The 23738-nt window shown below is 68.5% G+C and carries 17 protein-coding genes, 1 tRNA gene and 2 pseudogenes; 9 read left to right on the top strand and 11 right to left on the bottom strand.

All coding sequences use genetic code 11. From position 1 onward, the window contains the following. The first annotated feature begins 66 nt into the window (after window positions 1–66). Window positions 67–1203 (top strand): hypothetical protein, encoded by a 1137-nt coding sequence (locus tag O3Q52_RS21715; RefSeq protein ID WP_269650442.1) that lies wholly within the window; start codon window positions 67–69, stop codon window positions 1201–1203. A 114-nt stretch (window positions 1204–1317) separates the two neighbouring features. On the opposite strand, the gene O3Q52_RS21710 is transcribed toward O3Q52_RS21715, so the two are convergent. The 5 genes from O3Q52_RS21710 to O3Q52_RS21690 form a co-directional block, all read right to left on the bottom strand. Then, window positions 1318–3018, bottom strand: a complete 1701-nt coding sequence (locus O3Q52_RS21710) for a mobilization protein (RefSeq protein ID WP_269650440.1) — start codon at window positions 3016–3018, stop codon at window positions 1318–1320. Then, the gene (locus O3Q52_RS21705; protein WP_269650441.1) at window positions 3018–3659 is read right to left on the bottom strand and encodes a MobC family plasmid mobilization relaxosome protein; all 642 of its coding nucleotides are present in this window, start codon (window positions 3657–3659) and stop codon (window positions 3018–3020) included. The genes O3Q52_RS21710 and O3Q52_RS21705 overlap by 1 nt, the downstream gene beginning before the upstream one ends. A gap of 145 nt (window positions 3660–3804) precedes the next feature. Next, window positions 3805–4704, bottom strand: coding sequence for a DUF2637 domain-containing protein (locus O3Q52_RS21700; RefSeq protein WP_269650439.1), 900 nt, complete (start codon window positions 4702–4704; stop codon window positions 3805–3807). Between the two features lie 370 nt (window positions 4705–5074). After that, window positions 5075–6364: a DUF3631 domain-containing protein gene (locus tag O3Q52_RS21695; RefSeq protein WP_269650438.1), complete on the bottom strand. Its 1290-nt coding sequence runs from the start codon at window positions 6362–6364 to the stop codon at window positions 5075–5077. A gap of 233 nt (window positions 6365–6597) precedes the next feature. Beyond that, a complete protein-coding gene (locus O3Q52_RS21690; protein WP_269650437.1) occupies window positions 6598–6837 on the bottom strand; it encodes a hypothetical protein in 240 nt (79 codons plus the stop codon). A gap of 96 nt (window positions 6838–6933) precedes the next feature. On the opposite strand from O3Q52_RS21690, the gene O3Q52_RS21685 reads away from it, so the two are divergent. The 8 genes and pseudogenes from O3Q52_RS21685 to O3Q52_RS21650 all read left to right on the top strand — a co-directional run bounded on the left by O3Q52_RS21685 (window position 6934) and on the right by O3Q52_RS21650 (window position 16019). Continuing rightward, a complete protein-coding gene (locus O3Q52_RS21685) occupies window positions 6934–7614 on the top strand; it encodes a helix-turn-helix transcriptional regulator (protein WP_269650436.1) in 681 nt (226 codons plus the stop codon). Next, window positions 7611–9143, top strand: a complete 1533-nt coding sequence (gene xerC / locus O3Q52_RS21680; RefSeq protein ID WP_269650435.1) for a tyrosine recombinase XerC — start codon at window positions 7611–7613, stop codon at window positions 9141–9143. The genes O3Q52_RS21685 and xerC overlap by 4 nt, the downstream gene beginning before the upstream one ends. 476 nt (window positions 9144–9619) lie before the next feature. Next, window positions 9620–10082: pseudogene (locus O3Q52_RS21675) on the top strand (glycoside hydrolase); the annotation flags it as partial. Then, window positions 10079–10954, top strand: a complete 876-nt coding sequence (locus tag O3Q52_RS21670) for a hypothetical protein (RefSeq protein ID WP_269650434.1) — start codon at window positions 10079–10081, stop codon at window positions 10952–10954. The pseudogene O3Q52_RS21675 and the gene O3Q52_RS21670, both read left to right, overlap by 4 nt. Window positions 10955–11216: 262 nt before the next feature. Next, complete coding sequence (locus O3Q52_RS21665) at window positions 11217–11639, top strand: hypothetical protein (RefSeq protein ID WP_269650433.1); 423 nt, start codon at window positions 11217–11219, stop codon at window positions 11637–11639. 12 nt (window positions 11640–11651) lie between these two features. After that, the gene (locus O3Q52_RS21660) at window positions 11652–12617 is read left to right on the top strand and encodes a hypothetical protein (protein ID WP_269650432.1); all 966 of its coding nucleotides are present in this window, start codon (window positions 11652–11654) and stop codon (window positions 12615–12617) included. A 39-nt stretch (window positions 12618–12656) separates the two neighbouring features. Beyond that, window positions 12657–13181 (top strand): hypothetical protein, encoded by a 525-nt coding sequence (locus tag O3Q52_RS21655; protein ID WP_269650431.1) that lies wholly within the window; start codon window positions 12657–12659, stop codon window positions 13179–13181. Between the two features lie 3 nt (window positions 13182–13184). Next, the gene (locus tag O3Q52_RS21650) at window positions 13185–16019 is read left to right on the top strand and encodes a CHAT domain-containing tetratricopeptide repeat protein (protein ID WP_269650430.1); all 2835 of its coding nucleotides are present in this window, start codon (window positions 13185–13187) and stop codon (window positions 16017–16019) included. Between the two features lie 175 nt (window positions 16020–16194). On the opposite strand, the gene O3Q52_RS21645 is transcribed toward O3Q52_RS21650, so the two are convergent. The 6 genes and pseudogenes from O3Q52_RS21645 to O3Q52_RS21620 all read right to left on the bottom strand — a co-directional run. Then, window positions 16195–18192: a dynamin family protein gene (locus tag O3Q52_RS21645; protein WP_269650429.1), complete on the bottom strand. Its 1998-nt coding sequence runs from the start codon at window positions 18190–18192 to the stop codon at window positions 16195–16197. A gap of 16 nt (window positions 18193–18208) precedes the next feature. Then, window positions 18209–19444: a hypothetical protein gene (locus tag O3Q52_RS21640; RefSeq protein WP_269650428.1), complete on the bottom strand. Its 1236-nt coding sequence runs from the start codon at window positions 19442–19444 to the stop codon at window positions 18209–18211. Window positions 19445–20410: 966 nt separating this feature from the next. Then, entirely contained in the window at window positions 20411–20749 is a 339-nt protein-coding gene (locus O3Q52_RS21635) for a hypothetical protein (protein ID WP_269650427.1), read from the bottom strand. Between the two features lie 221 nt (window positions 20750–20970). Continuing rightward, window positions 20971–21043 (bottom strand) — tRNA-Lys (locus O3Q52_RS21630). A gap of 167 nt (window positions 21044–21210) precedes the next feature. Next, window positions 21211–22746, bottom strand: coding sequence for an amino acid permease (locus tag O3Q52_RS21625; RefSeq protein ID WP_269650426.1), 1536 nt, complete (start codon window positions 22744–22746; stop codon window positions 21211–21213). A gap of 237 nt (window positions 22747–22983) precedes the next feature. Then, window positions 22984–23738 (bottom strand): annotated as a pseudogene (locus tag O3Q52_RS21620) (RNA helicase); the annotation flags it as partial.

Here is a 23738-nt window from a genome sequence, read left to right as displayed (position 1 = left end):
GGACGTCGGCCGTACGCCGACGGGCACCGCCGCCTCAGCAGTCCTCGCTCTCGACCCGGGGGATCCATGGACCCGCACGGACCCGTAGCCCAGCGCTTTCCGCTCGTCGCCCGATTCCGGCCCGCCTGTCTGCCCCTGCCCAAGCGCGTGCGCGCGCTCGCCGACCTGGCCGACACCGCGCTGAAGACGACCGACCAGGGGCGCGCATCAGCCGTCTACAACCAGGCCGCGCTCATCGCCTCCGATCTCGAACTTCCTAACCTCGCCCGCGAGATGTGCCACCAGCACGCCGCCGCCTACCTCCACGCCTGCCCCCTGCCCGGCATGAGCGCGATCCGAGGACTGGAACCGATCGTCAACCTCGCCCGCCTCCGGATCCGCGCCGGCCGCGCCGATGAAGGCCGCCAGCGACTGCTCGACCTGTATGAGGCCGTCGAGGCGGGCGCGGCTGCTCGGTTCGACGGTGTCGCGGTACCGGCGGACCTCACCGCGACCGACGAAGACCGCCACGAGGTCCGCGCGTGGCTGTGGCGCGTGCTCCTCGCCGACGGCACGCGCACTCTCACCACCAGGGGACGTTGGGCCGAGGCCAAAACACACATCGAAGCTCACCGCGGCGTAGGCAAACGGATGCTCGACGGGCGCCAAGTCGCCGTACTCGCCGCCCTCGTTGTGGGTGACACGACATCGGCCGCTGCGCTCCTCGCCGACACAACGCCTGGCGATCCATGGGAGCAAGCCGTCACCGCCTGCCTGACCGTCCTGTGCCGCCGCGCCGCCGGGCAGCCGATCGACGGCCACCTGGTGGACCTGGTGACGACCTACTCCGAGAGGAAGGCCGAACCTGGGATGACCGTCTTCGACATCCGGCTCGGACTTACGGTCCTTGACGCGATCGGATCCGCCGAGGCGCCCGGCGCGCGCCGCATCGTCGAGGAACTGCACCTCAGGATGACGGACGCCGAAGACGGCTACGCGGCCCGCGAGAACCTGGCGCACCCACTGTTCGCCGCACTCGCCACGGACCGGCAAGCACAGGAGTGCCGCGCTCTGGTGCGTGCCTGTGCCCTCGGGGCAAGGACCGTCCCTGAAGAGCTGCGAGGACAACTGGCGGCTGCGCTACGCGCCGGCGACACCGTGATCCGGGAGAGCCTCGCGCGCCCCTTCGATCCCGAACGTACAACCCCTATGGCGAGAGCCTGATGGACGCACGAACCTGGGAGCTCGTCGAGCGGCTGCGGGACTGGCTGGATGCCGAGCGCCCGGTGGCCGATGACACCGCGAAGGCGCGCTCCCAGGTTGTCCGCGCGGTTGTGATCAGCGCCGCCTTGCTTGCGGCGGTTGCGGAGCCGGGACGGAGGCTGCCGCGTGGACCGGAGCGTTGGGGCGCTTCGCTGTGCTGCGGGCCTGTGCTGCGCGGGCTCGTGCGCTGGGTGCCGGCCGTGCGCTGAGGCGTTGGATGCGCCAGGTCAGGACTCGTGCGGGGGAGTCGGCGTCGTCCAGGACGCGCTGGTCGGCGGCCTGCTGGAGGAGCCTCTCGGGGTCGTGGCCTGCGGCTTCGGCCTCGGTGAGGGCGGCGGTCAGCATGCCGAAGGCAGGGTCTTCGATGACCTGCTCCGCGTGCCCGGGGACGGCCTGGCGTAGGTGGCGGATGTTCCGGTCCACGGCCTGCTGGGGCGGTTGGCTCTGGGCGAGGGCGGCCAGCGGTGGGGCGGCGGCGTGGTCATAGGCGGCCTGGAGGTGGAGCAGGGTCTGGTGGGCGGCAGCGACTTGCTGGTCGTGCCGGTGGAGCTGGTGCCAGCGGGCGGCGGAGATGACGACGAGGATCGCGGCGTCGAGGAACATCGCCACGACCGCTCCGTCCCTGAGGGCGGGCTCGCGGACCATGGCTCGCACGGCGCCGCGCAGGGCACGGGCGTGGTGGTGCTCGGCCCGGATGCGGGAGCGGGCGGCACGCTCGAACGCGCTGGCTGCCTCTCGGAGTTGAGGCCGAAGGGTCTGGGGTGCGAGGAGGGGGAGGGCGTCGAGGGCTTCACCGAAGGCGGCGAGGTGGGCCTGGGAGGCTTCGTCGTCAGCCTGGTCGAGGTGGTGGGGGATGCGTTCAGCGGCGGCTATGGCCTGGTGCCAGGGGTTGGGCCTGCGTCGGCCGGGCTGATTGGTCGGCTGCGGCTCGATGTTCTCCAGGCGTTCCTGGATCCTGGGGAAGGACAGGTCCGGGGCGAGTTCGGAGCCGGAGAACCAGACGGGCTCGCGGGCGGCGGTAGTGGTGTCTTCGCTCGCGAACTTGTAGCCGCGTACGTCTCCGGAGGGGAAGTAGACGACCTCGACGAGCACGCCGTCGGTGTGGTTGAGCAGGTGGATGAACTCCGCGGTGCTGGTGGCGGCGGCCACGGCGGTGCGGATGGTGGCGCGCAGGCGTTCGCGGGCGGGCTTGTCGTGGCCGGCGCGACGCGCCTTCTCCTGTTCGGCGCGGGTGGGGCGCTTGGCAGCGGTGCGGTCACCGCGGACGACTTGGAAGAGACCATATTCCTTCTCGGCGGCGGCGAGTTCGCGGTCGGCAGTGAGGTAGTCGTTCCAGTGCCGTGCGGTGCTCAGGTCGGCGCGGACCTTGGTGGCGGCGATGTGGATGTGGTCGGGGGCGTGGCGGACGGCCACCCAGCGGCAGCCGTCCGGGTCGCCGTCTGGCGCGATGCCGGTGGCGGCCACGACGCGGCGGGCGATGTCGGCCCACTCCTCGTCGCTGAGGTGGCGGTCGGTTGTGGCGGCGCGGATGGAGCAGTGCCACGTGTGCTTCTCGGGGGCACGGCCGAGCCGCCGGGCTTGCTGGACGTGCAGGTTGAGGTCGGCCACCAGGAGCTTCTTGGCGGCGTCGAAGTCGTCGGTGCGGCCGGGGTCTGGGGCGAAGCCGTCCCAGGAGGCGACCAGGTGGGGATCGGTGTGGTCCTTGGCCTTCTTCGTGTCGAACAGGTACCGGATCAATCCGGCGGTGTCTTTTCCGCTGCTGATCTTCGCGATCATCAGGCCGCCTTCTTGCTGACGGCCTGATTCGCGGCTGCCGCGATGTCCCTGACAGTCGTACCGACCGCGCCCAGGGTGCGCTCGGCCTGGCTCAGGACGGCGGTGTCCCCAGGGTGTGGATGGCCGCCGAAGTTGAGCTTCTTGGCGATCTGGTTGATGTTGTGGCCGATCTTGGCGACCTCCCTGCGCAGGGCTGTGAGTTCGTCGATGTAATCGTCGAGCGGCGTGCGCTGGCCGGGCAAGGCGAGGTCGCCGTGTATGTGGGCCATGACGACGGCGCCGACGTAGTGGGCGCCAGCGATGTTCAGCGACCGTGCCTTCCGCAGGATCGCGGTCTTCTCGTCGACGCTGTAGCGCACGTCGACGCGCTCTTTGCGCTGCACGGCTTCGCGCGTACGGCGGCGGGCGGCACGGTGCAGCGCGGCGGCGTCGGCGGCTCGCGACAGCGGAACGGCGGTGAGGTCGACGGGCTGTTCCCCCTCGGGCACCCCCTGGCGCCCAAGCGCCTCCGCCACCCCCGGGGCGGAGGCTTCCCCGTTGGGCCGGCCCTTGGACGGTCCAGCGGGATACCTTGCTGGCTGGGTGGCGGTGGTGGTCATCTCCTCTGGGATGGAGGGGAGTTCGTAGTGCGGATCGTGCATGAGGACGTTCTCCATGGGGTGTTCGTGGTGCGGGGCGATGTCGGGTGGACTCGTTACGGGCCGGGCCGCTCGTCCCGCAGGGACAGCGGTACGAGTGCGATGGGAAGCGGACATTGGGGCTCAGGGGGCGCCAGCGGGAGCCTTGTCACGTGCGGCCCTGCCGCCGAGAGGTGGCTTCGTCGAGTTCGGCCTGCACGACGTCCTTGACCTTTTCCGCGTCGGCCCTGCCGATGGACAAGCCCTCGCCCCGGATCGCCGCTTCGATGTGACGGCGCGAGGCACGGTCTCTCCGTCCCAGCGGCGCGGTGCGGGCGATGGCGAGGAACTCGTCGGAAACCGTGCCGGGCTTCTGATCCTTCGGCTCGGCCGAAGGATGCACGGGCTCCAGCACATTGGTGGCGTCCTGCGCGACCTCGGCAGAACCCCGCGCCACGTCGGTCTGCCCGTCCGCCACGTCGGGACCCGCTGCCCCCGGATGACCGGAGCCGTCTTCGGTAACGGCAGCGAGCCGGGCTCCGTTGTGGCTGCGGTTGGCAGGGTTGTGGCGTTCGGTGGCGTCGGTGGACTCCGCGACGAGCTGGTGGATCTGCCGCATCAGGACACCGAAGGCCAGCAGCGCGGCGGTCGGGGGAACTGCGGCGACCACGTAGTCGAGCAGGGGCACGGCGCCGGTGCCACCCGTGCCGCTGACACCGGCCACATTGAGCGCGATGGAGCCGACCGATCCGGCGGCCGTGAGAGCAATCGCCCCCTTGTCGGTCACCCGGCGCAGGCCCGCGCGGAGCATGAGCAGTTCGCCCGCGACGATGAACGCGTCCAGGGTCGCCGGCCAAGCCCACTGGCGGGCCGGGGAGTTCTTGAGGCCGTGTTGTCCGGCGACCTCGGCGAGATGCGCGTACGAGAGCCAGAACCCGCCGGCCGTGAGGGCCACGATGACCACGCCCGCTGCGATGAGCGTGAATTGCTCGGCAGTCTGCTTGGTCAGCATCGGCCGTCCCACGTCGAGGCGGTTGTCCTGGCGGCTGGAGGTGGAGAGCTTGGTCAAGCGGGGTGCTCCTGGGCGTTGGTGGTGTGGTCCGTCTTTGCCGTCTTGGCCGTTGCAAGCGCAGGTCAGGGCAGGTACGGCATGGGGTTCGGTCTGCCGTCCCGGCCGATGCCGGAGGCGTTCTCCGACCTGTTCGGCCGGGACGGCGTAGTGGTGTAGTGCCGTCCCGGCGGCTGACGCCCTGACCTGCGGCGATACGGTGGGGACGCGCGGGACGGCACAAGACGGATCGGGACGTGGTCCCGGCCAGGCAGCGCGCTCATCATGATCGCGTTGCCGTCTTGGCCCCGGTTGCCGTCTTGTCTGCGCGCCGTTTGACCTGCGAGATCACTGCAGGGACGGCAGGGACGGTCACCCGGGGGTGCGGGGCTCAGCCCGAGGCGCGGGCGACAGGCTCGGCGTCCACCGGGTGGACGGCGGGGCAGTAGCGCCGCCACGCGTCGAGGAACTTGTTGCGCATGTAGCCCTTGCGCTGGGTCCCGTCGACGAGACGGACGTTGCCGGGCTTGATGACGTACGGGCTCAGCATCCTCGCCAGTTCGCGGGCATCCAGCCCGTTGCGCCCCCACTCCGCCCACGGCGCCTCGACATCCTGGCGCAGGTGGTACAGCAGCTCGTCCGTGGAGAGGCTGTCCACCTCGCGCTGGGCGGCGAAGACCCTACGGATGTCGGCGAGAATCCGGGCTCCGCCGGGCCGCTCTTCCTCTGCCTCGACCTCCGCGGCCACCATCCGCGCACACGCCGTACGGGCCCGACGGGGCCAGGATCCGGCAGCGAGGTCGGCGATGATGACCAGGGGTTCCCAGGTGTCGGCGGCCCGGTCCTCCACCGGCAGGACCGGTTCCACCTCCGCCGCCTCGTCCAGCAACGGCCGGGCCCATGCGGCGATGCGGTCCCGCAGTTCATGGAGCCCAGGGATGTCGCGGCGGGAGCGGAAGGGCTTGACGTGCTCCCCCTGGGCGCGACGGCGCATGCGAACCACGACCGACCGGTCCATGATCGTGTCAGGCAGGTCACCGATGCCCGCGAGGGCGGCCATGGCGAAGGTGGCGAACCGGTGCGGGGTGTGGTCATTGCCGACGACCCGGGTGACGTACCGGTTGCGCTGGTGGCCGGCGTTGAGCAGGCCGCGCATCTCCTCGTTCTTCTCCGCCTGCTTCGGCGTGCCGAAGATGGTGTCCGCCTCGTCCACCAGAAGCGTGGGCGGCTCCTCGGTGATCGACCGGAAGACCGCAGCCGGGGTGGTGTTGATAGTGAGCATCGGCTCGTGGACCGTCTCGGTCAGCACGTCCAGCAGCCGTGACTTGCCGCACCGTTTCGCCGGCCCCACCACCGCCAGACGGGGCGCGTGCTGCCATGCGGGCTGCAGATGTGTCGCCGCCGCCCACAGCGTGACCGCGTCCAGCGCCTCCGGCGAGGGCAGGATCACGAACTTGGCTATCTGCGCACGCAGTTCGTCCAGCAACGCCGAGCCATGGGTCGGCTCCGGATCCGGCGCCGCCTCCTCGGCGGGCTGATCCGCCGAAGTGGCTTCAGGCGCAACGTCGTTGGCGGGCATCGGGGCTTCACTGGCGTGGTGGCCGAGTTGGCCAGGGACGGTGACGGGCGGCCACGAGGGCTTGTCGGAGTCGGAATAGGGCTCGGCTCCCGCATGTTCCACGGGGCAGCTCCTCGTCTGGCGGTGGCGGGCTTGTGCGCCCTTGCCGCCGGGTTGGTTCTTCCAGGGCCGTTCGGGGTTGCTTGGGCCTCCGGCGTTGCACCGCCGGGGGCCCACCCCCTTCTCGCGGGCACCAGGCCATCGCGAGGGAACACGGACGGTACGTCCACACCCGGCAACAGTCCACCGCTTCTGTGTCAGCTCAGCGCAGAATGGTTTGCTACTCTGCCGCCCCATCACGCAGCCAGGCCCAGCAGATCGAGCAGATCCGCGGTCACGACCCGGTAGGCGTTGCCGAGCCGCAGCACCTTGCACGGGTACTCGCCCCGCTTCGCCAGCTCGTACCCCTTGCTCCGCCCGAGCCCCAGAGCACGGTTGCCTGTTTCCAAGTCAACCGACACAGGGAGGGCAAGCAGCTCTTCCCGACTCATCCCCTTCGAGCCCGTCATCCGCCCGGCCGTCGCGTCTTCGCGCATACAGCGCGCCCCTTTCGGTACAGCCCTCGGCGAACGTGACCGTCACGTCCGGCTCCAGGCGTCTACCTACCAGGATGACCAAGCTAATGTGTCTCCATGACACAACATGGTGTGGATGCTGATGAGGACGATGTCCCGGAGTGGGCGGACCGGGTCAAGGCCAACGTCGCCGGCGAAGTCCGGCGGAGAAGAAAGGAGATGGGGTGGAGCGCGCAGGACCTGGCCGACGCGTGCGAGCAACTCGGGCATCCCATCCCGCGCAACGTGATCGCCAACATGGAATCCGGACGCCGGGCCAGCCTTCCCCTGGTGGACGTCATGGTCCTGGCCGCCGCCCTGGAGACGTACCCGGTCTGCCTGATCTTCCCGGTCGGCTACGTCGACCGGACCCAGGAACTCCCCTTCCAGCGCCTGGTGCCCACCTGGGACGCCCTGCGGCGCTTCACCGGCGACGAGGACATGCCCTTGTACGACGCGGGGCTGGTCCCCGACTTCGAAGCGCACGCCAGCCTCGTACGCACCGCACTGGCCGCCCTCGAAGAGGAAGAACGGGCGCGGTTCGCAGTCAAGACGGCGACCAACCGCGCCCAGCAGGAAGAAGCCGAGCGCAGGCGGACCAAGTACGCCGACGAGGCCGTCTCCGCAAAGTACAACCTCCGCTACCTCCGCCGCGACATCCGCGACGAAGGCGCCACCCCACCCCGACTACCACCCGCACTGGGCGACGTCGACCCACCCGAACCCGGCCCCAACACCACCCCGGAGGAACGCCTTTGAAGGGCTCCACCCACCGCCGCTGCTACTGCCGTGGCCCCGAGACCGGCAAGCCGCTCGGCAAGAACTGCCCCAAGCTCTCCAGCCGCAAGCACGGCTCGTACTCGATACGCCAGGAACTCCCGCCGACCGAAGACGGCGCCCGCCGCTCCTTCAGCCGCGCCGGCTACGAGTCCCTCAAGGCCGCGCAGACGGACCTCGACCACGTCCGTTCCCTGCTGGCACTGGCAGAGAAGGACGACTCCGACAGCCTCCGGCGTCTCGTCGACATGCTGGAGAAGGTCGCGGTCGAGAAGGCCCCGCTCCCAGCCATCGAGGAGACCCGACGCCGTCTGAGGGCGGGCTTGGCCCTCCGTGGCAACCTCACCGTCGGCGAGTGGCTGGACCAGTGGTTCGCCGCGAAGCAGCGCCGCAAGACCACGCTCAACGCCTACGCCTCCCATATCCGCGTCCACTTGAAGCCGCGCATCGGCCACGTGCGCCTCGACCGGCTCAACGTCGGCCACCTGGTGGAGATGTTCGACGCGATAGCCGACGACAACGAGGTGATCTCAGCCGAGAACGAGGCCCGCCGCGAGCAGATCGCCCGCTGCAAGCCGAGCAAGCCCGGTCGCCCTGTCGGGGCGGAGCGGAAACGGCTCGCCCCCGAACGAGCCAAACTGGCAGAGATGAAACCGTTCCGGAAGATCACCGGCCCGGCCACCCGTCAGGCGATCCGCCGCACCCTGCGCGCGGCCCTGAACTCCGCGATCGCCCAGCAGCTGATCACCTTCAACCCCGCCTCCCACGTGGAGTTGGAGTCCGGCAGGCGCCCGAAGCCCCTCCTGTGGACCGGTGAACGCGTCCGGCGGTGGCGCGAGACCGGTCAGATCCCCGGCCCGGTCATGGTGTGGACGCCACAGCAGTTCGGCGCCTTCCTCGACGCAGCCGAGGGCGACCGGCTTTACGCGATATTCCACCTCATGGGCACCCGTGGCCTCCGGCGCGGCGAGGCGGTCGGCCAGGACTGGCACGAGATCGACCTCGACGTCGGCCTCATCACTCCCGCCAAGGAGATCGTGGTGGACGGCTGGGACATCTACGAGTCGGAGCCGAAGACGGACGGCAGCGCGAACACGATCGCGCTCGACAGCACGACCATCTCCGAACTGCGCGACCACAAAGCCCGCCAGGAGAAGGAGCGCGCGCAGTGGGGCGATGCCTGGAAGGACACGGGCAAGGTCTTCACCAAGGAGGACGGCTCCTGGCTGCACCCGGGGACGGTCTCCGAGTCCTTCCGCCGCATCCTCGCCACGACCGACCTGCCGCCCATCACCCTGCGGGACCTACGCCACGTCACCGCGACGCTCACGCACGGAGGTGGCGGCGACATCCACACGGTGAAGGAGACGCTGCGGCACTCCACCATCACGCTGACCTCGGACACGTACACGAGCCTGCTCCCTGAGCTGGATCGTGAGATCGCGGAGAAGGCAGCGAAGCTGATCCCCCGGTCGCGTCCGGCAGCCACCGATTCGCCTGCCACAGAGTGACTCAAACCGCAGCCCTCGACCGGCTCAGCCAACTGCCGGACCCCGGCTGACCAGCACGTTCCCCGTCCCTTCGACAGCACCTCAACACCCGGAACAGTGGAATCCGGCGCCATCCCGAGGCGACACTCGGGTCTTCGGCCTCCACAGCCTCAGCCCACGGCACGAAAACGGCCCACCGACTCCGTCAGTGGACCGTCACGAAACTTCGAGGCTAACAAGAACGCTTCTTCCTTGCCCACCAACCAGCGGGACAGGGATGCCCTTCACACCGAGGGCAACGAGGAGAGGACGGGGCGGGACGGCATCGCTCGGCAGCTCAGTCACGCCAGGCATCCTGCCGACACCGCCTTGCCAAGGCGCACCTTCTTTTCGCCCAGCCCCGGCCTTCACTCAGGCCCACATGCCTCGTCTGGGTGAAGTGCAGATAAGCACCGACTGCTGGAAGGCCGCCCGCGACGAGGACAGCGCCGGCAAGGCCCGACGGACAACGGCTGGTCGGCCTCAGCGACACCGGCAGCCGGGGCCTGTGCTCGGACGTGTCCTCGGGATCCTTGTGGGACACGGCCGGCGGACATGCGGTGGTCTTCGACGAGCGGCATGTCAGGCCCGGCCATGACTGGTCGCCCGGACACACCAAACTCCAGTGCGCCGACGGCCACTTCCTGACCGGTTACAGCGTCCGCGGCTCCGCCCTCTGCGCGGCCGCTCCGGTCGGCCGCTCCGGTCGGCCGGCTCGGCACGAGTGGCCGTACCGTCTGGTTCGACCGGGGCAACAACAGAGGCTCGGCCGCCAAGGGCGGCGACTTCGCGCAGGGTCGCTACAAAGGCCAGTGCGCGGACGACGAGTACGCGGCCGGGATCGCCTGCACGGGCCGGGTGGGCTCGGCGCGGACGCCGGACGCGCTGTACTGCCGAAAACTGAGCACCTCCGGCCATTGAAGATCTCCAGCCGCTTTCCGCGACCAAAATCACGAAACCCGAAACCCTGTGCGAAACAGTTAGACAGCCAGTTTCACTTCGAGGGAATTCATCGCACGCTCTTGACAGACGAAGAGCAGCGGTCGGATCATCGTGCAATCACCGGAAGGCGAATCGGGGGATTCATTGTGGGGGACAGCATCTCCGCGGGCACTTTCGTTTCCGCGTTCGACCGGCTCGGGTGGGACACGTCGATGGCTCAGAGGGGCGTCGCCGGGTACTCATCGGTACGGAGCTGGCGGAATTCGCAGACCGGGCAGGTGGCCGCAGCGGGTGCGGCCGCGATGGCGGTGCCGGGGGCACATGCGGCGGCTCTGGTCGGCGATGTGGCATTCCTGTTGCACAAGATGTCCATCTGCGCCTGGGGAATTGGCTTCAAGATGGGGGCGACGGTGGACGGCGAGGACGATCTGGCGGTGATTCTCGCGCTGTGGGCCGATGCCCTGGAGCCGGACGCGTTGAGTGTGACCTCGGCGGGAGCCGCGACCTCGGCAGGATTCATCGCGCTGAATGTTGCCTATCCGACCTATGGGACTGCCGTGATGGCCAAGGCTCTCGCGTTGGGTGCGGGCAGTGGCGTATCCGCGGTCGGAGGGAAGATTATCGGGAAGAAAAGCGCCAAGGCTGCCGCAAAACTCAGCAAGCCGTTCATCAACAAGATCGCACAGAAAGCGGCAGTGAAATTCTCCGCGCTGCTGGGATCGAAAGCAGTGACGGGCTTCGTTCCGTTACTGGGCGCCTTGGCCGGGGCGGGAATCAATGCGTATTTCATCTCGAAGTTCGCTGACGCGGCCGAGAGCTTCTACCGCCATAAGATTGCCGCCAGCGGCTGACAGGCGGCCGCTGCCGTTCGTGCTCGTTGCACACACCCGGGTGAGGCGGGTCGGTCGAGGCTGTGTCGGGTGAGACTGCGTCAGGGACCTCCGCAGATGTGACCACACGCCCCCAACCGAGTTGAGTCCGCACTTCGAGCCACTCGGGCACCAGCGACATCGACTACCGAGCTGCCGTGCGCGCCGACGTACCGTCAGGTACGTGCGTGATGTGCCCTTCACGCCGAGCTCGGCTGCCCTACGCTGAGCGGAACAGGGAGACATGGTGGGTGCGGTCATATCGGATATTGCACGGTCGATCCGGCCGTATCTTGCCGGACTGATCGGGGAGAGGGCCGGCGAGGTCGACGGGGGCATAGTGGCTCTCCTGGCCGAGGCTCGAGCCGGTGTGGATGTGGAGGACAGGATCCTGGCCCTCCTGGCGACACACCCGGAAACCCATGTGTGGGCGTCCGCAATGCTTGAGGACGAGGATCACCTTCCTCCGGACGTCAAGAAGATCGTGACCGTCACCCGCGAGGGCGCCAGATACGGGCCGCTGTCGAACCCGCTCGGAGGGGATCCTGTCGATGCCTGCCGGTACTCGTGTCCCAGGGACCATGCGTACGTCTGGTGGCGGATGACGGTGACGCAGCAGGTGCCCCACTGCCCCGACCATCCTGGCGTCCCGCTGGAAGCAGACTGAGGCGCGTCGGCCGTGGGCAGCTTCTGGAACGGGATCGGGACCCACCTGGCCACCCGCTGGGCCGCGGTCTCCTTCTCGGCCCTGGTCTACTGGGTTGGTGGACTGCTCGCCTGGGTCCTCGGCCACGGCGGTACGCAGTCGCTCGAACCGACGGCCGACTGGCTGAAGCAGCAACCGGCCGTCGCCCAAGCGGTTCTGGTCCTCAGCGGACTCGTCGGGGTGGCCGGAACGGGTCTCGCCGTGGAACGCCTCACCCGACCGTGCCTGACGCTCCTGGAAGGCTACTGGCCGAACCGGCCCCGCCGACTGCTCAGAGCGCGGAGCAAGATGGTTGACAGAGCAACCGCGAAACGGACTGCGGCGCTGAACCGCATGCAGGAACTCGCGGGTGCCGTGCACACCATGACCGCGACGCCTGCGCAGCGCGACGAATATGTCCGCATGGACCTGACGTTGCGCCGGATACCGGGCGGACCGCAGGTGATGCCGACCCGGATCGGCAACGTCCTGAGGGCAGGTGAGACCCGCCCCATCGACAAGTACGGACTCGACGCCGTCGTGGTGTGGCCCCATCTGTGGCTGCTCCTGCCGGACACAGCGCGCGGCGAACTCGCCGCGGCCCGCAAGGCGCTCGACTCCTCGGTGTCAGGCTGCGTGTGGGGGCTGCTGTTCGTCGCGTTCACGCCTCTGACGCCATGGGCACTGCCCGTCGGGCTGGGATTCGCCGTCGTAGCCGCCAAGCTGTGGATACCGGGCCGCGCCGAGAACTTCGCGGATTTGGTGGAAGCCTGCTTCGACCTGTACCGCAGCGATCTCTACGGCAGGCTGCGCTGGCCGTTGCCCATGAATCCTGCGGCCGAACGGAGCAGCGGACGAGAGATCACCAAGTACCTACTGCGAGGTCTCGGGGGCCCCAGCCCGGCCTTCACGGATCCGGCGGCCGCCCCTCCCCCACCGAACAGCACCCCACAGGCATAGACCGAGCTGCCGCGAACAGCGGCTGAAGGAGGCGCCTCGATGGCGTCGGACCGTTCACGCATCACGAACCTTGTCAGCCACTTCTGCACCCAGCCGACCTGGAGCGAAGCCCGCAAGTTTCTCCTCACCCACCCTGAACTGCTGTCGGACGAGGTGATCTCCCAAATGGAGACGGTCGCGCGCGGAGACAGCGAGAGCAGCGCGATCGCATCCCTCCGCCAGCATCTCCAACTCCTGCGGCGCTGCCGTCAGATCGGAGTGGACCGCGCCTTCGCAGAACTCTCGAAGCCCGTGCTCAAACCGACGCCGCAGGGCCCCGACACGATCACCGGCCTGTGGCTCGGACTGATGAACTGCGAGAGTCCGCAGGAAACCTTCCGCTTCATCCGCAGCCATCCGGACATCCTGTCCGACCGCGCCGACCAGATCGCCGACGCGCTGTTCCACGACGCCGCCCGCCACGGTCCGGAGATCTCCCAGCGGGTGGCTCTCTTTCGCCGCATTGTGACGCGCTGCAGGCAGACCGGAGTAGACCGGACCGAACTGGAAATGACGAAGGGGTAATGCGTGTTGGGGCTGCCTGTCACCGATCTGATCCCGCTTGCCCGACGTCTGCTGGACGAACGGATCGACGACGCTGCGGAGGTGGCGGTCACGCTCGTCGAGGAAGCCGAAGAGGGATATCGTACGACCACGGACATCCGCTACCTCGACCTGGGCGTCCTGGCGAGCCTCGCCCTCCTCCGTCTGGGAGGAGAGAGCCCTGAATACCTGGATCCGTACGGATTCTTCCTGCACAGCCGGTACACGCGCCTGAGCCACGACTCCGACCTGGCGGAAGCGCGCAAGACCCTTCAGGCAAGCCGCGACGGGACGCCCCTCGGTCATCACCGGCTGCCCAACCGGCTGAGCGTCCTGGGTCTGTGCGAACTCGAGTACTACAAGCGATATGGCCGACACGACGACCTGGAACGAGCGATCGCTCACTTCGAGGAGGCCCTGGAAGCCCCACGCTCGCCCGGCGCCGACCATGCCTCGTACCGCAACAACCTGGGTCTCGCCCTGCGCCACAGGTTCCTGCTCCATGGGCGCCGTCCGGACATCGACCAGAGCATCGCATCCCTGACGAAGTCCGTTGCCCTCAGCGCTCCCGAGGACTTCTTCCTCGCCTCGCGCCACGACAACCTGGCGGCGTCCTACTGCCAGAGGTATGAATTCTTCGGCAACCGTGCCGACCTCGATGCGGCAATCGACGCCGGCACCAGGGCCGAAGCCCTGGCGGGAGTGAGGGGCGGATCGTTCTCGGTGTTCAACAATCTCGCCAAGTCCTACAGCCTCATGTACGAGGCGACCCGCACCCTTTCGCACATCGACCAGGCCATGGAGTACTACCGCGCGGCGCTCGATCTCGCCGCCGAGGGCTCGGCCGACCGCGCGATGGCCCTGCAGAACATCGGCAGCAAGCTCGTCGTCCGATTCCGGCATCTGCGGCACGTCGAGGACATCAACCAGAGCGTGGCCTACCTAGAGGCCGCTGTGGCCCTGACGGACCGTGCTTCCTCCGAACATGCCGGCCGTCTCAACGACCTGGCCATGGCTCTGGCATCCCGCCATGCCGCACTCGAATCGGAAGAGGACCTGGAACGAGCCCACAGCCTCCTCACCGCCGCCGTGGGACAGGCCCACAGCCCGACTCCTCTCAAGGCCGGCTGGCTGAACAACATGGGCAGCCTGTTGATGAGCCGGCCCGGGACGATGAACGCCGCACTGCAGTGCTTCCAGGAAGCCGTGGCCATGTCCGGTGAATCACCGGACCAGACACGCTACGCCCTCAATGTCGGCCTCGCGCTGGGCCACCGCGACCGCCCGGGAGTCACGGGGCCGGACCGAGCCGAGGCCATGCGCGTGTACACGCGGATCTGCCTGCCGTCCCCCGACCCCAGTGTCCGGATGAGCGCCGCGCACAGGCTCGGCGACCTGATCCTGTCCGAGGACAGCAGTCCCGGACGCTACCGGGAGGCGGCCCGGCAGTACGAGGTCGGCGTCGCCGCGTCACGCGAACTGGCCAGCACCCAACGCGACTTCGGCCACGGCATCGCCTGGGTGCGGGAGGCACAGGGGCTGGCCGTGAAATGTGCAGCCGCCTACGCCTCACTCACGGACGCCGACGCGTGCAACCGAGCCGTTGAAGTCCTTGAGTACGGACGCCAGATGCTCACCGAGGAGGCAGTCGCGAGCTACCTGGCGGCCCCGCGCGACGCCGGACATCCCGAGGTGGAATTCGGCACCGACTCCCCGTCAGCCGCACAGATCTGCTCCGGCATCCGACACCTGACGATCTACCTGCTGGCCACCGCGCGGGGAGGAATCGCTCTCGTTCTGCGGCCCGGGCAGGCACCGCGGCCGCTGCCCCTGGACGGTCTCAAGGAATCGGAAGTCCGCACCCAGTTGGTCCGTCACTTCGGAGACATCCATCGCATCGACCACTCCGGCACGCCCCGCTTGCGCGGCCTGTGCTCCTGGATGTGGAAGACCGTGATGAGCGAGATCACCAAAGTCACCCCACAGGGCGAGCGAGTGGTTCTGGTCCCGTGCGGGCTGCTCGCCCTGCTGCCGTGGCATGCCGCCGAGAGCGACACCGGCCAGGACGGCGCCGCGGCCCACGCCACGTTCACCGTCGCCCCCAGCGCACGTCCGCCGGCCACCGTGTTCTCCGGACCCACCGCCGGCGGAATCCTTGCCGTCGCCGACCCCAGGCCGAGCAGCGCGCCCGCGCTCCCCTTCGCTCTCCTCGAACTGGAAGAAGTCCTCAGGACGTATCCGCCACCGCATGTGCGCCTTCCCGGGGAGAAGGCGTCGCGGAAGGCGGTCCTCGAAGAAGTCACGAACAGCGGAGTGATCCATCTGGCATGTCATGCGAGCGTCTACGCCGATGTCCCGTTGGAAAGCCCGCTGGCGCTGGCGCACGACGAGCCGATCACCGTGGCGGACATTCTCGGTCTGAAGCTCGACAACCATCCCGGAGTCATCCTGTCGGCCTGCTGGACCGCGCTGGTCAACCCCGAGGTGGCGGACGAGACCATCAGCCATGGCACGGCGTGGCTCAGTGCGGGCGCCCGATTCGTAATCGGCTCGTTGTGGCCGGTATTCGACCGCAGCACCGCGCTGCTGATGGCGTGCTTCTATCAGGAGTGGCTGCCGGACGCCCATCCGGCCTACGCCCTCAAAGCCGCGCAACAATGGCTGCGAGAAGCCACCAACGCGGAACTGGCCGAGCGCTTTCCCCGCCTGGCGTCCGTCCCAGAATTCGGGTCCCCGGCCGCTCGCGGTTTCTGGCGGACAGCCACGCCCTACTCCGAACCGTATTACTGGGCCGGCTTCGTCTACACAGGCCACGAATGAAGTCGACCGGGAGCGAAGGCACGCTGCCGGCACGATGATACGGCCTGAGATGCGTGTCGCTCGGACACCGGGAGACCGGTGTCCGAGCGACATACCGTCGAGCCGCCTTCCTGTGGTTACCAGAGGCTTGAGAACGGGGCACACGGATTCCCGGCGGCGGCTCTCCCGGGCGAGTTCACGCGTACCTTCGTGAGATCGCAGCGGCCGCGTTGGCAACACTGTCCAACTCGTGGTCGAGCCGGGCGAGTTCCGCACGCTTCTCGGAGGTGTCGCCCTGCTGTGCCGTCTTCTTCGCCAAGGTCGTGCGAACCTGGTGACGGATGGTTTCGATCTCGGCGTCCAGGGCTCGGCACGCTGTGTCCCTCACGCCCACCAGTTCGGACTTCACGGCGTGGGCAATCCGTTCGGCCTCGGCGTCAGCGTGTGTCCGCAGATGGTCGGCAACCTGAGAGGTGACCTTCTCCTTGAGTACCCGGTTGACCTTGTTCAGGGAAATCTGCGTGCCGATCAGGCTGGTCAAGAGCTGGGCCCCGAAGAAGGCTATGGGCCCTCCGCCCAGGGCGAGAATGCCCACGCCGATCGCGATCTGCGGTGCGAGCGCCCGCAGCGCGCCCTTGAAACCGAACCGGGCTCCCATCAGTCCGGCTCCCGGGCCGAAGGCCGCGACGCTTGCCACAGTACCGATCACGCGCTCCGCGGTGGAGGGCGCGGCCTCGTCCACAGTCACGGTGCCACTCCGAGCCGTCAGACGGAGCCGGACCTGGTCCGCACGCGCTGTGAAGTCCTGGAAGTCCTTGTCGAGCCGGGTTCCCAGTTCCGCCAGAGCCTCATCGAGTTCGGGCTTGAGCTCTTTCGTCTGCCAGAGGGCCACGTTGCCCTCGAGCCGCCTCGACATTTCTTCCGAGAGTTCCTCTACTGCGGCGCCCAGTTGCTCCTTGACCTTGAACGGCGACAGGCCGACTTTGTTCTCGGGATCCATTGCTTCCAGCCATCCGGTGGACTCGTCGGCGGTCCGGAGAAGGAACGTCCGTGCGCTGGCCTGGACGCGCAGTTTGATGTCCGCCAGAGCCGTCTCGATACGGTCGCGAATCTGGTCCCGCTCCTGCTCCAACTGACGCAGCGACTCCTGCTCCCCCTCCCAACGGGCACGCAGCACCTCGAGCTTGGTGTCAAGCAGCCCCTGTCGCATGGCCACCTCGCTCCGCAGAGCGGGAACAACGCGTGCGAGTTCCCGGGCGGGGGCACACACCTTCACCGCTGCGCGGCCCTTGGCCAGGTATTCCTCAAGAGCTGCCTCGAAGGCGGGAATTCCGGATTCGGCGAGCAACTCCCCACCCGCATCTCCTGCGTTTCCGTTCGCCATGCGCAGATCCAGCGCGGCCCGGGAGTTCACGAAGAAGATGCGATCCGCTCGCGCGCCCAGAACCCTCCTCAGCTGATCGGCCAGATCCTGCGTGGTGTCGTCCCGTTCCTCCGGGGGCACCTTGTCGATGTTCGTGCAGACTACGAAGAGTTCCTCATGTCCGTAGGGCCGCAGGTGGGTGTCGACGTACCGGCTCTCGGAAAGGCCGACACTGACCGCCGTGGATACCACAAACACCGCGACATCGGCGCTCCGCACCGCCTTCAAGGTGATCTCGTCACGCGCTTGCGCTTCGTTGAGACCAGGGGAATCGATCAGGACCACGCCCTGGCGGCACAGCTCGGTCGGCCAGTTCACCACCGCGCGGTTGTACGGACTCGGAGCCTGCGAATCGTCTCGGCGGATGGTGAGCGCGTTCCACAACTCACTGCCGGGCGGGATGGTGTCACCCTCGATCGGCAGTGTGACCTCTTCGTCCGAGCCGTCGCGCCCCAGGACCACCCGCTTGTTCTCATCCCATGCCACGGAGATGAGCATGCCGGTCGTGGGGCGTGCGCGGGCCGGCAGGACCTGTGCGCCCAGCATGGCGTTCAGCAGGGTGGACTTGCCGCGCTTCTGCTCCCCCACCATCAGCACCTGGTAGGTGTCGTCCTCGATCCGCGAGCGTAGCGTGCCGAGTTCGGTGGCGCGGTGCGCCAGTTCCAGAGTCCCGGCGACGCCGTGGGCGCGCGCTATGAGTTGCGCGAGTTCGTCGCGGGCCCGGCGCACCCCGGCATAGGAATCATGGTCGCTCATGACAGCCTCGTTCATGTGTCGTGTCTCTGCCTCAGGTACGGGCCAGGATTTCCGCACGGAGTGCTCGCGCCTGCGACGCAAGGCCAGCCCAGTCCGGCAACGGGCCGCCGCTGCCGTCGACGAGTGCCTGGTCCTGTGCGCGGCTCCAGGAATGGCCTGCGCTCTCTACCTCCTTGCGTGCCTCCCGGTAGACCTCGCGGACCGCCACTGCCAGTCCTTGCGCCACGTCATCGAGTTCGCGGGCGACGACGCCACGTACCCGGCTCGCGACGGTGTGCTGCTGCTCCGTCAACTGGTGATCGAGGCTTCGCTGGGCGAGTTTCGCGGCCGCCTCGGCGGCGAGGCCGACCAACTGGCTGCGTGCGGAGTTGTACCCGTCGCTGCTCAGCCGCCCGCCCGTCGGCTGGGCCCTCGCAGTCCGCGAGGCCAGGAAGCGGTCGATGAGCTGCGCAGCCTGCGGAATCAGGTGCACGATCGGACGCCAGTGTTCGAGGTCGCGGAGCCGAGGGGGCGGGTGGACTGCCGGCGACGGCGCGCTGGAAGTCGGCTTCTCGGGCAGTGTGCCGGTGAACCGTGTGGAGACGTAGTCCGAAAGCTCCTGCTCCAGCCAGTGCAGGTCGGAGTCCAAACCCTCCTGAAGGCTCTGCACCCACCCAGTGGCGGCTGTGTCCAGTTCCTCGCGCAGGTGGCCGAAGAACTTGGATTCCCACCAGTCCTGCGGATTTCTGGCGGAGACGAGCCGGAGCTCGAGGCGGTTCGCGAGCGGGCCACGTTCTTTGCGCACAGTTGCGACGACGCGCTCCGCCATCGCCACACCCCGACGCTCAAGTTCCAGCTGCACCCGCTGTATTCGCAGGACATGAGAGTCCCGCTGACGGCGGGCGGACGCCGACGCTTCCCGCCTCTCCCACTTCAACCCCTCGTCCCGTGCCGCCCGCTCGTCTCCGACGTGAGCCATGCTTTCCAGCACTGCGGCCATCTGCCGGGCGAAGCGATACGACCGTCGCAACGGAAGCGAGGCGTCCTCGCGGACGCCCACCAGCAACTCCGGCAGCGTTCCCGGATCGCTCGCACCGATGGCACGCGCATCCGTCGGAGCGAGTAGGACAGGCACGTCTGGGTGGACGTCCTGGGCTCGTCGCCGGACATGGTCCAGCACCTCGTCGCGTTCCTCGCTTTCGACAAGTTCGATACGCGAGACCACGACAGCGACGAAAGGTACGCCCACCGTGCCCGTGAGAAACCGCAGTTCGGCCTGCTCGCTCACGCTGAGCGGAGCCGCGGCACTCACCATGAAGACAGCCGCGTCCGCGCCGAGAACCGCTTCCTCCGACTCCTGCCACAGCGGGGCATCCGGGTCGTCACGGCCTGGTAGCTCCAGCAGTTCGTCTGCCACATCCGGTCCGACGGTGCGCGCCGAGCCGAGCCACCGGACGAGTGTCGTCTTACCCCGCTTCGGCCCACCCGTCACGACCACCCGGAATCCGGGGAGCGCGTGCTGCCACTCCACCCTTGCCAGTTCGGCCCGATGCGTACTCAGCCCGAACTGTCCGGCCAGATCGGTCGCTCGCCCGAAGGCCTCACGTACCTCGTGCTCAACCGTCCGCCCGACGGCCTGCACCGCAGACCCGTCCCCTGAACTCACACTTCCCCCCAACAGCACACGTCGACGGTCACGTGGCGTGATGAAAGGATGACACAGTGGTCCCTTCGCTGGGGCCCTTTCCGGCTTCCGAGCGCGCGGTACCGACCGGTCCAGCCTTCCGGCACATGCAGCGCCGTGTTCAGTGGTCCTGGAAGCGGTTCTCCATGCTCAGCTCCAGCTGCGGCCGCCGCTCCTCGTGCTGCCGATCCCGTTCAATGCGGGTCAGCGTCTCCGCCGTTGGCCGCAGATCATCGGGCGGCCGGCCAGGCGCTGACTGTCGCTATCACGCCGAGTGCAACAGTAGGGACGGCGGCGATGTCTTCCCAAGAGAAGCCGTCGGTGCTCATGCGCGGGAGAATATCCGTCAGAACGGACTACCGTCTGACCAGTTTGACGCGGCCGACTGTGCTTGGTGTTGGCCTCTCGCCCGGTAGGGAAGGTTCTGCCGAACGAACGCCAACCTCGCCGCCGCCGTCCTTGGCGCTCTCGTTGCCGTTCTGCTCGCCGGGAGAGCGAGGGGCTGGAACCGACGTCGCTCTGCCTCCGCGGCGCCAACTCGGTGGGGGAGGGCGGCGGCTCCGCGTGTAGTCAGGCCGAATGGAAGGGAGCAGGCCCCAGCCCGGAGCAGCCGTTCTCTCCGGAGCTGCCCCCGGTGGCCATGAACTCGCTCTCGCGGCCGTCGGGCATGCGGAGGATTCCAGGCGCCGCATCGAACAGGTCGACACCGTCTTCGTCCTGCACGAGGGTGATGCTCCCCGCCCAGGTGCTGTGCCGGTCGTAGCTGAAGTTCTCCACCGTCGAAGGGTCAAGGCGCAGCACGAGCGACGCGGTGACGGAGACCTCTCTGCCATCAGGGAAGACGACTGCGGCTGGCCCGACATAACGAGGGCGGCCGTCGCCGGGATGGAAGGGGAGTCGTGACGTCATGGCGCGAGGGTACGTGGGCCGCGGGGGACTACTTCGGGATGACGTCCTCCCGCCAACCCTGTTCCTCGGCACCGCTCTCGCCGAGCAAGCCGCCGCCACGGGCACATCCGCTCACGCATCGCTCACGCACGAGCCCGAAAGCGAAGCAGCGCCCGACCCGACCGAAGTCGACTCAGGCGCTGCACAGCAGGTCAGAGGCCATATCCCCCACCCACTACCCGTAGACCCTGTGGGACTCGAACCCACAACCAATGGATTAAAAGTCCACTGCTCTGCCAATTGAGCTAAGGGTCCGTGCGCCGGACCACGCCGGCACACGCACCGACCGGTGTCGATGCAGGAACGAGCATAGCCGGACGTGGCCGGGACTCCGATCGGGTATCGGTGACCCGGCCACGCCGGATGGGGTCGGAGGGGTCCGGCGGAGGCCGGAAGGGTGGTGCGCGGCAAGGCGCGCCGCGTTACGGGTCCACCGGATCCGGCGCTCCCGCCCGGGCCGCCTCTCGGGCGTGGGTGCGTTCGTGGTCCGGGTTGAGGAACCAGTGGCGGGCCGAGGCGAACCACCAGGCCGCGGCGAAGCCGAGGACGGCCAGGACCGCGAGCGGGGCGTAGTTGAAGGTTTCCCAGGTGACCGGGGAGACCTGCGGCAGCATGAAGAGGATCGTGATGACGGCGACCCACGCCACCGCCACGATGCCGATCGGGCGGGACCAGCGGCCCAGGTGCCACGGGCCCCGTTGGAAGGCCTCGCCCTTGCGCAGGCGGAGCAGGGTCGGGATGACGTACGCGATGTAGAGGCCGATCACGGCGATGGACGTCACGGCCGCGTACGCGGTCACGTTGATCAGGTAGGGCAGGCCGAGCACCAGCGCGCCCAGTGCCGCGAGCCACACCGCCGCGACGGGCGTGCGTGTGCGTGGGTTCACCGTGTGCCAGATGTGCGAGTACGGCAGGGCCCCGTCGCGCGAGAAGGCGTAGATCATGCGGGAGTTGGCGGTCACGGACGCCATGCCGCAGAACAGCTGGGCGCCGATCACCACCAGCAGGAGGAGCTTGCCCGCCGTCGCGCCGAGCGCGTCCAGGAGGATCTGGGCGGGCGGCACCCCGGTCGGCGAGCCGAGGGCACCGTCGTACGACTGGATCGCGAAGGTGAAGCCCAGGAGAAGGACGAAGCCCGCTATCCATGATGTCCAGATCGACTGGACTATGCCCTTCGGGCCCGCCGTCGACGCGTCGTGCGTCTCCTCCGTCATGTGCGCGGAGGCGTCGTAGCCGGTGAAGGTGTACTGCGCCATCAGCAGGCCGAGCAGCACCACGTAGAAACTGCTGCCCCAGCCCGTGTTGTTCACGAACTCCGTGAACACGAAGGACGCCGACTGGTGGTGGTCCGGCGCGAACGTCAGCGCGCCCACGATGACCGCCACACCCACCACGTGCCACCACACGCTGACGCTGTTGAGCAGGCCGACTATGCGTACGCCGAAGGTGTTCAACAGGCCGTGCAGAACCAGGATTCCGGCGAAGAGCAGGATCGTACGGCCGGGGGTGACCCCGAAGTCGAACTGCAGGTTCAGATACGCGCCCAGGAACGAGGCCGCACCGAAGTCGATGCCTGCCGTCACCGCGACCTGGCCGAGGACGTTGAACCAGCCCGTGAACCACGCCCAGGCCGCGGCCGTACGCGGCGGGGCCAGGCGATGGGCCCAGAAGTACAGGCCCGCGGAGGTCGGGTACGCCGAACAGATCTCGGCCATCGCGAGGCCGACGAACAGGGTCATCAGACCGACCGCGACCCAGCCCCAGGTGATCACGGCGGGCCCGCCGGTGTTCATGCCGAACAGGTAGAGCGTCAGGCACCCGGAGAGCACCGAGATGATCGTGAAGGAGACCGCGTAGTTGGAGAACGCCGACATGCGGCGGGCGAGGACCTGCGTGTAGCCGAGCTGCGCGAGACGTTCCTCGTCCGACAGCCCACTTGCCTTGGCGTCATCTGTCATGCCCCCAGCAATTCCCCTGCCGGGGGTGTGACATGCGCCACGGAGGGGCTCATTTGGCTAAATATGAGCCCCTTCAGCGACTGTCCTCCGCGACCTCGCCCGTTGTGCGCGTCCGTCTGCCCGGCCCGCGGCGACCCGGCCGGTTCCGGGAACGCCGAAGGGGCCCCGACGACCAAGGTCGTCGGGGCCCCTTCGGTTGGCTCAGCGGGCCGATCGTCGGTCGCCGCTCAGGCGTTGTCAGCCGTTGCGCTTCCAGCGCGGCTTGTCGTCACGGCGCCCGAAGGACGGGCCCGAGCCGGAACCGGCGCCGCGGTGGTCGTCACGACGGCCGTAGGGGCGGTCGTGGCCGCCGGAGCGGAAGCCACCGCCCGAGGGACGGTCGCCCTGCCGGTCGCGGTTGAACGGGCGGTCGCTGCCCCTGTGACCGGCGGGACGGTCGTCGCGGCGGAAGCCACCACGGTCGCCGCGCTCGCCACCGGCGGGACGGTCGTCACGACGGTCACGGTTGAAGCCACCCGACGGGCGGTCGTCACGGCGGAAGCCGCCACGGTCACCACCGCGGTCGTCACGACGGTCGTCGCGACGGAAACCACCCGACGGACGGTCGTCGCGACGGAAGCCGCCACGGTCGCCACCGGAGGGACGCTCGTCACGACGGTCACGGTTGAAACCGCCCGAGGGACGGTCGTCACGGCGGAAGCCACCACGGTCGCCGCGCTCGCCACCGGCGGGACGGTCGTCACGACGGTCACGGTTGAAGCCACCCGACGGACGGTCGTCGCGACGGAAACCACCGCGGTCGCCGCCACGGTCACCACCGCGGTCACGGTTGAAGCCGCCCGACGGACGGTCGTCACGACGGTCACGGCGCTCGTAGTTGCCACGCTCGTCACGACGCTGACGCGGCTGCTCCGCGCGAGCGGCAGCGGCGGCTTCCTCGGCCACCGCCTGCTCGGCGACGGCCGCGGCGGCGGCCTCGACCACGGCAGCGG

Source organism: Streptomyces sp. ActVer, assembly GCF_027270795.1.
Classification (GTDB): domain Bacteria; phylum Actinomycetota; class Actinomycetes; order Streptomycetales; family Streptomycetaceae; genus Streptomyces; species Streptomyces umbrinus_A.
This window is presented reverse-complemented; position numbering and strand designations above follow the sequence as displayed.

Excerpts from the sequence above, each read along its gene's own strand:
- O3Q52_RS21715 (WP_269650442.1), top strand. The coding sequence starts at position 67 with ATGGACCCGCACGGACCCGTAGCCCAGCGCTTTCCGCTCGTCGCCCGA.
- O3Q52_RS21710 (WP_269650440.1), bottom strand. The coding sequence starts at position 3,018 with ATGATCGCGAAGATCAGCAGCGGAAAAGACACCGCCGGATTGATCCGG.
- O3Q52_RS21705 (WP_269650441.1), bottom strand. The coding sequence starts at position 3,659 with ATGCACGATCCGCACTACGAACTCCCCTCCATCCCAGAGGAGATGACC.
- O3Q52_RS21690 (WP_269650437.1), bottom strand. The coding sequence starts at position 6,837 with ATGCGCGAAGACGCGACGGCCGGGCGGATGACGGGCTCGAAGGGGATG.
- O3Q52_RS21685 (WP_269650436.1), top strand. The coding sequence starts at position 6,934 with ATGACACAACATGGTGTGGATGCTGATGAGGACGATGTCCCGGAGTGG.
- O3Q52_RS21665 (WP_269650433.1), top strand. The coding sequence starts at position 11,217 with ATGGTGGGTGCGGTCATATCGGATATTGCACGGTCGATCCGGCCGTAT.
- O3Q52_RS21655 (WP_269650431.1), top strand. The coding sequence starts at position 12,657 with ATGGCGTCGGACCGTTCACGCATCACGAACCTTGTCAGCCACTTCTGC.
- O3Q52_RS21645 (WP_269650429.1), bottom strand. The coding sequence starts at position 18,192 with ATGAACGAGGCTGTCATGAGCGACCATGATTCCTATGCCGGGGTGCGC.
- O3Q52_RS21635 (WP_269650427.1), bottom strand. The coding sequence starts at position 20,749 with ATGACGTCACGACTCCCCTTCCATCCCGGCGACGGCCGCCCTCGTTAT.
- O3Q52_RS21625 (WP_269650426.1), bottom strand. The coding sequence starts at position 22,746 with ATGACAGATGACGCCAAGGCAAGTGGGCTGTCGGACGAGGAACGTCTC.